7 protein-coding genes are annotated in these 12,971 nt (G+C 70.3%); 2 read left to right on the forward strand and 5 right to left on the reverse strand.

All coding sequences use genetic code 11. From position 1 onward, the window contains the following. Window positions 1–460: 460 nt before the first annotated feature. Window positions 461–1,426, reverse strand: coding sequence for an LLM class F420-dependent oxidoreductase (locus AB0J16_RS30175; protein ID WP_358545389.1), 966 nt, complete (start codon window positions 1,424–1,426; stop codon window positions 461–463). Further along, entirely contained in the window at window positions 1,423–2,862 is a 1,440-nt protein-coding gene (locus tag AB0J16_RS30180) for a carotenoid oxygenase family protein (RefSeq protein ID WP_358545391.1), read from the reverse strand. The genes AB0J16_RS30175 and AB0J16_RS30180 overlap by 4 nt, the downstream gene beginning before the upstream one ends. 106 nt (window positions 2,863–2,968) lie before the next feature. Between AB0J16_RS30180 and AB0J16_RS30185 the strand changes: the two genes are divergently transcribed. Further along, window positions 2,969–4,534 carry a class I adenylate-forming enzyme family protein gene (locus AB0J16_RS30185; RefSeq protein ID WP_358545392.1) on the forward strand — a complete coding sequence of 522 codons (1,566 nt, stop codon included), beginning with the start codon at window positions 2,969–2,971 and terminating at the stop codon, window positions 4,532–4,534. Here the strand turns inward: AB0J16_RS30185 and AB0J16_RS30190 are convergent. Further along, on the reverse strand, window positions 4,512–5,465 hold the full coding sequence (locus tag AB0J16_RS30190; RefSeq protein ID WP_358545393.1) for a helix-turn-helix domain-containing protein: 954 nt from the start codon (window positions 5,463–5,465) through the stop codon (window positions 4,512–4,514). The two genes, AB0J16_RS30185 and AB0J16_RS30190, sit on opposite strands and share 23 nt — an antisense overlap. Before the next feature lie 267 nt (window positions 5,466–5,732). Here AB0J16_RS30190 and AB0J16_RS30195 point away from each other — a divergent pair, with 267 nt between their 5' ends. Next, complete coding sequence (locus tag AB0J16_RS30195) at window positions 5,733–8,813, forward strand: BTAD domain-containing putative transcriptional regulator (RefSeq protein WP_358545394.1); 3,081 nt, start codon at window positions 5,733–5,735, stop codon at window positions 8,811–8,813. Between the two features lie 63 nt (window positions 8,814–8,876). On the opposite strand, the gene AB0J16_RS30200 is transcribed toward AB0J16_RS30195, so the two are convergent. Both AB0J16_RS30200 and AB0J16_RS30205 read right to left on the reverse strand, forming a co-directional pair. After that, window positions 8,877–11,372, reverse strand: a complete 2,496-nt coding sequence (locus AB0J16_RS30200; RefSeq protein ID WP_358545396.1) for a polysaccharide lyase family 8 super-sandwich domain-containing protein — start codon at window positions 11,370–11,372, stop codon at window positions 8,877–8,879. A gap of 128 nt (window positions 11,373–11,500) precedes the next feature. Beyond that, on the reverse strand, window positions 11,501–12,721 hold the full coding sequence (locus tag AB0J16_RS30205) for a cytochrome P450 (protein ID WP_358545398.1): 1,221 nt from the start codon (window positions 12,719–12,721) through the stop codon (window positions 11,501–11,503). Window positions 12,722–12,971: the final 250 nt, after the last annotated feature.

Genomic DNA, 12,971 nt, shown 5'->3' on the forward strand with positions numbered 1-12,971 from the left:
GCGGCGTGGGCGGTGCACGGAGCGGTCGCGGTGAGCTTACTCACGCACCGCCCCCGTCAGGTGATGGGCTCCCAGGCGGCATCGACGCATCTGCAGTCCACCCTGCGGCCCAACCTGCACCCTGCCCACCCCATCTCTACGATGTGTGACTTTAACGCTACCAAGAGTTGGCATCTTTGGATAGAACATGTGAGCGATATGCATCCGCCGGATACCAACACCGGCCCCCTCGCTCACCGCGCCAATGTCGGCACGCGCGATCAGGCCATACGCCAAAGAAGCACCTACGGGCACCGCGCCACCATCCGCACCGAGATCCGCCGCCCCCGCCTCCGCACCCAAGGCTTGGCCGGAAACCCCACACTCGCCACCGCCTCCGAAGACGAGACCGAACCCGTGCCCCAGACCACGTCCCACCGGCACAATACGGACTACGAGCCCATAGCAGAACCTGAGGTTCTCATAGCGAATATGAGGAACGGTTCATACCCTTGAGTGTGGCCGTGCCGCCGGGGTCGCGGTCCGTGCTCACCGGCACCAGGGCGACCTCCTCCACCCCGGCCGCCGCATAGGCCGACAACCGCGCACCGACCGCGTCCACGTCGCCGAGCAGCGAAACCGAGGCGACCAGCTCGTCAGGCACCGCGGCGAACAGCTCCCGGGGATGTGGCCGGGTACGGGCGAAGGCGACAACGTCGGCGAAGCCCGCCTCGGCGAACATCTCGCCGTACCCGGGAGCGGGTAAGTACCCGACCACAGCCCGCCGGATGCGATCGATGGCCTCGCGGTCGGGGTCCACGGCGGCGGTGACCCAGGCGACCACGGACGTGGCCGGATTGACGGCACGCAACTGGGCGGCCAGCCGTCCGGCCGAGGCCGGCGTGATCAGGTTGAGCACCATGCGGTCGGCCAGGGCGGCGGTCCGGACGGCCGACGGCCCGAAGGCCGCGACCGACAGTCGCGAGTGCGGGGCGGGCAACCGGAGGCGATAGCCGCTGCTCGACACGCACGTTCCGGTGAAGTCGGAGCGCTCGCCGGCCAGCAGCGGCCGGAGCGCCTCGACGGCTTCTCGCAGCGCGGTCGCGGATCGGGCGCGCGAACGCCCGTGCCAGCCCTCCACGACGAGCGGGCTGGAGGTGCCCACAGCGACGTCTACCTGCCGCCCGGTCATCGCGGCGACCGAGGCGGCCCCCATGGCGATCATCATCGGATCGCGTACGGCCACCGCCAGCGGGCCGATGGTGAGACCGATCCGCGTGGTGGCCAACCCGACGGCGGTGGCCAGGGCGAAGGCGTCATACGTGGCCATCTCGCCGATCCAGAGCGACGGATAGCCGAGCTCGTCAGCGGCGCGGGCCGTCAGCAGGGCCTCCTCCGCGGGCCGATCCTGCCACAACCCGAGGGAGACCGTCAGCGAAGGATTCACGGCAGCTGCTCTGCCCGTACCCAGGTGGCGTGGAAGCCGAGCGGGACCCGCCGCGGCAGCAGCACGCGGGCGATCGGGCCCTCGGAGATCTGGGCGGCGTGCAGGATCTGCACCTCGGAGCGGCCCTCCCGCTCGTCGGTGACGAAGCTGACCAGGTAACCGTCGTCCTCGCCGGTCGAGCCGTCGCGGGGGGCGAAGGGCGCCTCGCTGCCGTACCGGCCGGGGCCGTAGGAGTAGGTCTCCTTGGCGCCGGTGACGTTGTCATAGCGGACCAAGCCGTCGAAGAGGTTGGTCTCGGCGTCGGCCACGGTGACGTTGTAGGCGTAGCGCGTGGGGTGGCCGGTGGAGCGCGTGTCGATCGAGGGGAACTCGGTGTTGTGGTCGGCGTCCACGTACTCCTCCGAGGTGCGGCCGGTCCGCAGGTCGAAGCGGTAGCGGTACATCCGCGCGTCGAGCTTCAGATAGGAGATCATCCGCGCCAGCGGCGAGCCGTTCGTGGAAGGCGTCGGGCGTGAGACCCGGCAGACGTCCAGGACGATCTCGTCGCCCTCTTCCCAGGCGTTGACGACGTGGTAGATGTAGCACGGCTTGGCCTCGAACCAGCGGATCTCGTCCGCCTGACCCCGTCGCGGGAGCACGCCGAAGCGGGCGGGCAGCTCCCGGTCGAAGGTCAGCTTGTGGCGGCCCTGCCGAGCGGCGTCGAGGTCCTGGTAGAGCGGCAGATCCATGAGGATCGCGTGGTTGCGTGTGATCGCCATGTCGTGCGGCAGCCGCGCCCCAGGCAGGTCCAGCTCCACGCAATGCTCGACGCCGCCGCCGGGTCCGACCACGCCATAGCGCAGGTACGGCGGGCGCGGCCCGTAGTCGAACCAGAACAGCTCTCCGGTGCGCTCGTCCACCTTGGGATGCGCCATGAAGTCACCGTTGAGCGTGTCGAGGAAGGTGTCGACGCCGAGGGTCTCCAGCGAGAGCGGGTCCAGACTGTACGGCGCGCCGCACAGATACCACGAGGCCAGCACCCTGCCCCGATGGAAGATCACATCGGTGTTGGCCGTGTCCTTGAAGGGCAGGCCGCGCGCGTTGCCGAAGGGATTGCCCTTCGGATTCTCCATCACGCCGGTCCAGAGCGAGCGGCCGGCGGCCGACTCCGCCTCGAAGGCCCTGGTACGCACCCAGCGGTTGCGGTAGCGGGCCCGGCCGTTCTCGAAGTGCACGGCGTGCACCATGCCGTCGCCGTCGAACCAGTGGTATCGGCCCGCCACCGGAAAGCGGGCGTTGGGGCCGTTGCGGAGGTAGACGCCGTTGAGGTCAGCGGGGATCCGCCCGATCACCGTGAGCTCGTCCGCGGTGATCTCGTCCTGGACCGGGGCGTAGACGCCCAGCAGGTACGGGTTTGGCTCGCCCGATTCATCCGCCATCACGACAATGTCGGCCATGCCCTGGAAGCTATGAAAAGCGAATTCAGGCGTCAATATCCGGGCGTTGACGGCCTCATTTCCGCTTCCTAGTGTTGCGGCCACCACCCCACGGACGGGAGTCGTGATGACGCATTCCGCCGACCGGATCGCCCGCTACACCGCCAAGGGCTGGTGGACCGGTGACACGATCGACCAGCTCCTCAGGACGCGGGTGGCGGCCCGGCCCGACGACATGGCGATCGTGGACCCGCTCAACAAAATGCTTGAGGGTCCGGTGAAACGGCTGACCTGGGGACAGCTCGGCGCGGAGGTCGACCGGGTGGCCGGCATACTGCGCGCGCAGGGGGTCGGTCCCGGCCACGTGGTGGCCGTTCAGCTGCCCAACAGCGTCGAGCTGGCGGTGAGCTTCCTCGCGACGGTCCGGCTCGGCGCGACCGTCACGCCGTTCCCGGTGCAGTACCGCGCGTACGAGCTGGCTCAGCTGCTGCCCTTGTCCGGTGCCGGGCTGCTGATCACCGGCTGGGAGTCCAGAGCGCCGGAGGGCACCCCGACACTGTCGTGGCCAGGCGACCTGGAGGACGCGACCGGCACCGAGGTGCCGCGGCGGACGGCCGACCCCGCCGAGCGGGTGACGATCTGCTGGACCTCCGGCACCGAGGCCACCCCCAAGGGCGTGCCGAGGTGCCACTACGACTGGCTCGCGGTCGAGGCGATCTGTACGGCCGCGCCCGCGCTCACCGGCCAGGACGTGATCCTCAACCCCTTCCCGATGGTGAACATGGCCGGCATCGGCGGCGTCTTCCTGCCATGGCTGCGGGTCGGCGCGCTGCTCGTCCAGCACCACCCCTTCGATCTGCCTACCTTCCTGGCCCAGATCGCGGCCGAGCGGGTCACCTACACCCTGGCTCCACCCGCGCTGCTCACCCTGCTACTGCGCGAGAAAGCGATCCTGGCCAAGGCCGACATCTCCTCGCTCACCCGGATCGGCTCGGGCGCGGCCCCGTTGCCGCCGCCGATGGTGCGCGGCTGGCAGGACGAGCACGGCATCGCGATCATCAACTTCTTCGGCTCGAACGAGGGCATCGCCCTGCTGTCGGACCCCGCCCACATGCCTGACCCGGAGGTCCGCGCCCGTTTCTTCCCGCGCCCCGGAGCGCCGGGGGCACCCGAGCTGCTCGATCGCGTGCGTACCAAGCTGGTCGCGCCCGACGGGAAGGAGATCACCGAACCGGGAGTCCCCGGCGAGCTGTACCTCAGCGGTCCCACGGTCTTCGCGGGCTACCTGCCGGGCACGGCCTCGGTGGACCCGTTCGACGAGGACGGCTACCTCAAGACGGGAGACCTCTTCGAGATCGCCGGCGACCGGGGGCAATACCTGCGCTACGTCGACCGCGCTAAGGACATCATCATCCGGGGAGGCATGAACATCGCCCCCGCCGAGCTCGAAGCCCTGTTCGCCGGACACCCTTCGGTAGCCGAGGCAGCGGTCGTCGGCTACCCCGACGACGTGCTCGGCGAGAAGGTCTGCGCGGTCGTGGTGCCCAAGGGCGAGATCGACCTCGAGTCGGTCGTCAACTTCCTCAGGGACCAGGGCATCGCCTCCTACAAGCTCCCCGAACGGCTGGAGATCGTCGAGGCGCTGCCGCGCAATCCCGTCGGCAAGATCCTCAAGAGGGAGCTGAAACTGTGATCCGTGTCCTGGGCGACGGAAACCGTCCCTCGGGGACGGCGAAATGCACCTCGGTACGGCTGAGCTCCCCACCGCACGACCGGCACCGCGGGCACGGGCGGAACGGCTGACCGCACGCGCGATGGGTGACGCGCACGTCGGTGTCCGGCGGGCCGGTGTACCACCGCTGCGCCCAGTCGACGACGTAGGCGAAGATGCCGAAGAAGTCCAAGCCCTTGTCGGTCAGCTGATACCCGGGCTCTTCCACCGCGAGCACGCCCAGCTCCCTGAACTGACGCAGCCGGTTGGACAGCACCGACGGGGCCACGTCGAGCTCCGACCGGAAGTCGGCGAAGCGCCGGGTGCCGAGGAAGGCGGCCGCGATTATCACCGTGCTCCAGCGGTCGCCCAGCAGGTCGAAGGTCTCGGGGAAGTACGACAGCGGGTCGGCGGCGGCCTTGCCGCGCAGGGTCCTGCGGTGATGGCGCGGCACCGCCACCTGGGCGAAGGTGGCCGCGCCCCGCACGATCTCGGTGTCATGGGCGGCGACCGGCGCCCGGCCGCAGCCCGCGCAGCCCAGCTCCACGTCGATACGGTTGCCGCAGACATCGTGCACCAGCTCCGACAGCCCCTGGCGGTCCGGCACCCACCTGCGCTCCCATGACCAGATCTCCACCAGCGTCGGCCACAGCTCGATCGCGCGCTCGGTCAGCCGGTATTCGGTGCGGGTACGCCCTTGCTCCCGGTAAGGGGCCGGACGCAGCAACTCCCCCGCGACCAGCTCCTTCAGCCGGTTCGCCAGCACCGACTCGGACATCCCCAGTTCGTCCCGCCAGTCGGCGAAGCGCCGGATGCGCAGGAGGAAGGCCCGCTGAAGGATCAGCAAGTTCCACTGATCGCTGATCGCCAGCAGCGCCTGCCCGATCGCGCTGGGCCGCTCCGCTTCCGTCACCCGCTCCGCCCCCGTTCCGTGCCGACCTGCCACTTCGGTGACGGCCGCTCTCTCTGAAAAAGCCATCCGAGCGTCTCGGCACGGCGCTCCCTGACCGGCGCCCCCGCCGGACGGTCCAGGGCCTGCGCCGAGACGCTCAACCGCAATGCACGTTGTTCAGTCGGAGGACCATATGAGGCCGCTCTTCCGCTTTTCTTCCGTTCTGATTCCGAAGCTGACGGACTGTGGAGATCGCTAGGCGTAACATGGGGTGCACAGGGGGCAGGAGTGCAGCACTATCGGATACTGGGGCCGGTCTCGGTAGACGGGCCCGGCGGTCCGATCGAGTTGGGCTCGCCGAAGCAGCGCACCGTGCTGGCCGCGCTGTTGTTGAACGCGAACCGCACGGTGTCGGACGACCGGCTGATGTTCCTGGTGTGGGGCGAACAGGCCCCGCGCACCGCCATCGGCCGATTACAGGTCTATGTCCATGAGTTGCGGGCGCTGCTGGGCAGAGGGCTGATCAGCCGCGTCGGCACCGGTTACCGCATCCACACCGGTGGCGGCGAGGTCGACCTCGAGGTGTTCGAGCAGCTCAGGGCTGCCGCCTGGGAGGATCTGGCCGGCGGTCGCCCCGAGGCCGCGGCGCGGCGGTTGCGTGCGGCGGTGGCGCTGTGGCGCGGGTCCGCGCTCGGCGGCGCCGGCGAGCTGCTGGTCGAGCAGGAACGCCCCGGACTGGAAGATCGCCGGGTCGGCGCGCTGGAGGAGCTGTTCGAGGCCGAGCTGGTGCTGGGCCGCCACAGCGAGATCGTGGCCGAACTCCGTACGGCGGCGGCCGAGCACCCCCTGCGCGAACGCCTGCAGGGGCAGCTCATGCTGGCGCTGCACCGGTGCGAACGCCGATCCGAGGCGCTGGCGGTCTTCAGGGACACCCGGAATCGGCTGGTCGACGAGCTGGGCATCGAGCCGGGTCAGACGCTGCGGGAGCTGCACCAGCAGCTCCTGACCGACCAGGCAGGACAGGACGAAGCAGGGCAGACGATCCAGGCCGTACGTCCCGCGCGTCCCGCCGAGCTGCCCCGCGACATCCGTGGCTTCGCCGGACGCGAGCGCGAGCTGGCGTGGCTGGACGACGCGTTGGACGCCAGCGGCGCGGTGTGCGTGCTCACGGGAACGGCCGGTTCGGGCAAGACGGCGCTCGCCCTGCACTGGGCCCACCGCGCGAAGAGCCGTTTCCCCTCCGGCCAGCTCTATGTCGACCTGCGCGGCTACGACGCCGAACACGAACCCCTGACCACGGCCGCGGCCCTGGCCCGGCTCCTGCTCTCCCTCGGTGTCGAGCCCTCGCAGGCGCCCGGCGGCTTCGACGCCCAGCTCGGCCTCTACCGTTCGCTGCTCGCCGAGCGTACGGTCCTGCTGGTCCTGGACAATGCCCGCTCGGCGGAGCAGATCGACCCGCTGCTGCCGCCGTCGGGAGCCGCGCTGGTGACCAGCCGTCAGCACCTGGGCGAGCTGGTGGCGCAGGCGGGGGCCGAGCAGCGCTCACTCGGCGCTCTACCGGAACGGGACGCTCTCACCCTGGTCGGCGGCATGCTCGGCCCCGCGGACAGCCCGTCGGAAGCGGCGGCCCGCGCCGACCTCGTCCGGCTCTGCGGCGGCCTGCCGCTCGCGCTGCGCATCGCCGCGGCCAACGCCGCCACCCCATGGAGCGGGACCGCGGCCGTGGTGAACGAGCTGACCGCCGGAGACCCGCTGACCGGCCTCACCGTCGACGGAACCGACCACAACCCCGTCACCCTCGCCTTCTCCGTGTCCTACCGCGCGCTCTCGGCGACCGACCAGCGGGTCTTCCGCGTGCTGGGGCTCGTACCGGGGCCGGACTTCACCGTCGAGGCGGTGGCGTCGGCCGCCGGCGTGCCGCCCGCCGAGGCGCGTACGGCGGTCAAGGTCCTGGCCGCGGCCCACCTCGTCGAGCACCATCGCGCCGACCGGTTCAGGCTCCATGACCTGGTACGGCTCTACGCAGGCGTAGAAGTCGGCGGCGACCCGGATCGCGACGCCGCCTGGAGCCGGTTGTTCGATCACTATCTGCGCCTTGGCGACGCCATCGCCGCCTGGTGCGCCCCTGACGAGATCCGGCTGCCGGGGCACGCCTCACCGGTGGCCGGTTCGCCGGTACCGCCCAGCGCCGAAGAGATCTCCAACCTGGTGGCCGCGCTCGCGCAGGCGGCCCGCCGCGATCCCGATCCCGGGACCTGGCGGCTGGCGGAGCAGGTGTCGATCATCTGCAACAGCACCGGCCGCCACGGCGAATGGCTGGAGATCGCACCGACCCTGCTCGCCGCCGCCGAGCGGGGCGCGCAGCCAGATATGCCCGCTATGCGAGCCATGTTGCATTACGCGATAGGCAAGAGCCTGTTCCGTGCGGTTCGCAGCGAGGAGGCCGTCCACCATCTCGAACAGGCCGCCAATATCGCCACCGCGTGCGGCTGGCGGGAAGGTATGGCCGAGTCCTGGGCGAGCCTGAGCTGGGCCCTGGAATGGACGGGCCACCTTGAGCAGGCGATCGTCTACAACCGCCGTGCGGCTGACCTCTTCACGGAGCTCGGCTCGGTCGTCGGACGCAACCGCACCCTCAACAGGCTCGGCATGCAGTACCACCACCTGGGTCAGCTGAAGAGCGCGGAGCGCTGCCGACAAGAGGCGCTCAGCCTGAGCCGCAGGCACGGACTGGCCTACGCGGAGGCGAATGATCTGCGCGATCTAGGCTCCACCCTGGTAGACCAGGGCCGCTACGACGAAGCCGAATCCGCCCTGACGGAGGCAGCGACCCTGTCCGGCGCCTTGGGCGCGGGCAGCGTGGCCTACATACAGACCTGGCTCAGCCGGCTGTATTGGGAAACCGGGCGGTGGTCGGCCGGCCGCACGGCGGCGCTTCGCGCCCTCGGCCTCGCCCGCGACCAGGGAGACCGGCTCATCGAGGCGGCGGCCCTGATCGCGCTGGCCGATACCGAGATCCCCCTCGGACTGCTCGACGAGGCGGGCGACCACCTCGACCTGGCCGACAAGTTCAGCGGCGCCGCGAATCTGCGGTGGCACCAGAGTTACGCCGCGGTCGCCCGCGCTCGTCTCTTCGCCGCCCGCGGCGACTTGACGGGCGCCATCCGGGTCGCCCTGCTCGCTCGCGACACCGCGCACCGCAACTCCTACCGCCTGCCCGAGCTCGCGGCCCTGACCGAACTCGCCGCTCTCTACAGCGACCAGGGCGACCGCGCCGAGGCCGGGCAGGCGGCCGAGCAGGCTCTCCGGCTGTGCCGCACGATCGGCCACACACCCTGCGCCGACCGGCTGGAACCGTTGCTCAAGTGAGCTCCGGGAACCGGCTGCGGGGGTTGGTTCGCCGCGCGACTTCGCGATGAAGTGAGGGCGAGCTCAGCGCAGGGTGGCGGTGAAGGAGCGGCCGTGGGCGTGGCGGGTCGACGCCTGGATCAGGGTGCCGCCCGGCACCCGCCGTACCGTCACCCCTTCGTCGGCCGTGTCCATCCTGAGGGGCGCGCCGGCCAGGACGACCGTGACGCGGTCGCGTTTCATCGTCGGGTCGGACAGAGCGACGACCGTGCGCTTGCCGGACCGGACGATGACCGAGGCGGGGCCGTCGATGAGCAGGCGCTCGGCGTGGCGCGGCCCGTCGGTGAAGACGTTGGCGGCGACGAGGCCGAGGGTCTTGTGCTTGATCGCCTGCACGTGCCGGTCGTTGGCCAGGACGGTCAGCGGGCCGTTCGCGTAGCCGCGCAGGCGGGCCTCCGTCGCGTTCGGGACCAGGGCGTAGGCGAGGGCGGTGACGCCGCCGGTGGCGGGGTGGGTGACCGAGGCGGTGAAGACGTTCTTGGTCACGTTGGTGTCGGGGTTGGACGTCCGCACGACCCGGCGGCTGCGGGTCACCGTCTCCAACCCGGCCGCGACAGGCTGCCGGGTGAGGAAGGCGTAGCCGATCGCCGTACGACGGGTGCCGTTGGCGTAGCGCAGCCAGCGCGGCGGCGTGGTGTCGCCCGTCTGCCAGGGCGTGCCGTTCCAGCCCTGGCCGGTGAGCGCGACCGCGTCGCCGGGAGCGGCGATGCGGCTGTCCACGGTGGTCACCGCCGCGCGGCCACCCTGGCCGGAGATGCCCGCGGCCAGCACCACGATCTCGTCGTCGAGCAGGAACCAGGACTTGGTCGCGCGGGCGTTCTGGTAGGCGACGAAGTCGTCCGGCAGGATGCCCGCCTGCTTGGCGGTGTACGCGGCGTCGTCGGACTGGACCATGCCGGACACGCCGTACGCGCCGAGTGTCGCGCCGCCGGAGAAGGCGTTCTCGGCGCGCGGGAAGTACACGTAGGTGTTCTGGGACTCCGAGGAGGAGGTGAAGTTCAGCGGGTGGCCCGGGTTCTCGTACCAGAGCCGGCCGTACAACTCGGGCACCGTCCGCCGGTCCTCCACCGGCGCGGTGACCCCGGCCAGCCGGTACGGCGAGACGGCCGTGTAGTAGTCGACGCCGAAGGCCTCGCGCTGGTCCTCGCCCGCGAGGTAGAGGTAGTGCGCGCCGTCGCCCTGGAACCACGGCATGAGGTTCTCGCCGCTCATGTACTCGTATTTGCTGATCCGGTCGGAGCTGCGGGCCAGGGCGAAGGCGTAGCCGGGGCGCCGGTGGACGGTCCTGTCCATGGCGTTGAAGGCCACGCAGCGCTCGGGCGCGTTCAGGTCGGCGGCCGGGATGGCGGCGTCGGCGCGGATGGCCGCGTAGCGGGCGATGCTGACCGGGGAGGCGAAGGCGGCCGTGTCGGCGGCCGGCAGGAACTTGACGTACTTCTTCAGCGCGAGCGCGTCGGCGGCGGTGACGTGGTCGGCCAGGTCGGCGATGGCCTCCACGATCACCCCGACGTCGGCGTAGCCGGTGCCGGTGCGCGAGACCGCCCGCCCCTTGACGATCTCCATCAGCCACCCCTCGAAGATCAGCGGGGCGAAGCCGTCGTTGACCCAGCGGTACACCACGCCGGGCAGGTCGAGGACGCCGGCGCTCGCCGCGCCTTCGAGCGTCTTGAGGGTCTGTACGACCCTGGTCAGCAGACTGCGCCCGTAGGAGCCGGTGTAGGCGACCGAGTCGTGCTGGATGAAGGAGCCGTCGGCGTAGTAGCCGTCGGTGACCCCGTGCTGGAGGTTGTAGGGGTCGACCGTGGCGAAGACGGTGGCCAGGTCGGTGATGGCCTTGCCGACACGGGCGTCGTCGCTGATGAGCGCGCCCTGCAGGATGCGGTTGGCGGTGATGTCGGCCAGGTTCGCCCCGGTGTGGAAGCGGGAATCGAGGTCGACGTCGCCGTTCTTGCCGTTGCGCAGGTAGGCGTCCATCGAGGCGATGTAGGTCGCCGTCAGGTCGGGCCGTTCCTCCCGCACCCGGTCGGCCAGCAGGGCCAGCGTCCGGCTCACCTGGATGGAGATCCCGATCTCCCAGTTGAACCAGTTGCCGTAGTAGCCCTTCGACTGATCGCCGTAGTAGCGCTCATGCAGCCACCGCAGACCGTCGATGACCCGCCGCTGGGCGGCGGCGTCCTCGTTGAGCCCGCCGCCGGGGGTGCGGGTCGCCAGCGCGATCTCGTACAGGTACTGGAAGGCCAGCCGCAGGTTGGCGTCGTCGGTGCCGAGGCTCAGCCCGGCGAACAACTCGCCGTCGGCCGCCTTGTCCATGGCCGTCAGCCGCTGCCTGGCGGTGTTGAGGATCGACGCGAGCTTGGCGGCCACCTCGGGCCGGGCGTTGACCTCCGGGGTCCCCGCGAACATCGCCACCGTGTTGGCGAGCAGCCGCGCGTGATCGACTCCCGCTGCGGCGTACGAAGGGGAGACTGCGGCAAGCAGACCGGCGGCGGGGAGCAGGGAGAGAACCTGGCGACGAGACATGTGCGGCACAGCGGGCTCCAGGCCGTCGGAGGATACGCCGGGCTCACCCTACATGATCTACGTTTGTCGGCCCAGGCCCGTGATGAGCGGCCCGGCAACCGTGGGCTGCCGGGCCGGACACCGGTACGTCAGGGCTGGGCCACACCGAGGTTGGCGGGCAGGAACAGCGGGCCGATCGTGAAGAACGACGGGGAGTAGGGGATGTCGTCGGGGTCGATCGCGAGGCTGAGGTCCGGGAACCGCCGGTACAGCGTCTCCAGCGCCACCCGGCTCTCCAGGCGGGCCAGCCCCGCCCCGATGCAGTAGCGCGGGCCGTGGCCGAAGCCGAGGTTCCCGGTCGACTCGCGGGTGATGTCGAACTGGTTCGCGCTCGGGCCGTGCTCCGACGGGTCGACGCCGGTGGCCTGGAAGACCACGCCCACCGCGTTGCCCTTGGGGATGGGCACCCCCGCGATGATCACATCCTCCGCCGTGAAGCGGAAGCTGGTCATCATCACCGAGTGGCGGTAGCGCACGGTCTCCTCGACCACGTCGGCCCACCGGTCCTCAGCCTTGGCCAAGGCGAGCTGGTCGGGGTTCTGGGCCAGCGCCACGATGGCGTACCCGAGCAGGTGCACGGTGGTCTCGTGGCCGGCCACGAGCATGATCCACAGCACGCCGACCAGTTCGTCGGTGGTGAGCTTGTCATCCTCGTCGTGGGTCTGGACCAGGCCGGAGGTGAGGTCGTCACCCGGCTCGCGCCGCTTGCGCTCCACCAGGGCGTGCAGGAACGCCATGAGGTCGTTCTGGGTCGCGAACGCCACCTCCGGCGGAGTGGTGTGCGCCAGCAGCGTGGAGGTCCAGTTCCGCAGCCGCAGCCGATCCTCGGGCGCCACGCCGAACAGCTCGCAGATCACCCACATAGGCAGCGCCTCGGTGAAGGCGGGGACCAGGTCCACACCGTCGCCGGCGGCCACCACCTCATCGAGTAACTCATCGACCATCTGCTGGATCCGCCCCTCCATGGCCTGCACCCGGGCCGGCGTGAAGGCGCTCATGATCAGCCCGCGCAGCCGCCGGTGGTCGCCGCCGTCCATGGTGGACAGGTGACCGCCCTGGATGATGGCGCGCAGCGGCCAGTCCTCGGGGATCGATCCGTCGTGGAGAGCGGGCCAGTGCTTGGGGTCTCTGAGGAAGGTCTTGTTGTCTCCGGCGAGGATCTCCCGTACGGCCTTGTGGGTCAGGGCCAGGTAGGCGGGCACGCCTCCTGGGAATTCCACCTCCACCACGGGAGCGATCTCCCGGAACCGGATGCAGGTGTCGAGCGGGTTCTCGTCCACGACAGGGAAGGAGGGGAGGTTCGTTGCCATTTGACCCCTTGGGTGAGGAGATCGTTAAGTGCGCAGTGATCCCATCACATATGCCGGACGATCTCCAAACAACCGAAGTCAGCAAGCAGTAACGTGAAGGCTACCTTCCGTTCCGCTCGCTCACGGCTGCCGGACAGGGCGGCCGAGGAGGACCCAGACGGCGTTGCCCAGGGCGAGCAGGACCGAGGACTCGTGCTGCCAGTTGCCGCATGAGCGCACTGCCACGCGAGGGCGATCTTCAGGGCACAGT

Source organism: Nonomuraea sp. NPDC049750 (genome assembly GCF_040659625.1).
Lineage (GTDB): Bacteria > Actinomycetota > Actinomycetes > Streptosporangiales > Streptosporangiaceae > Nonomuraea.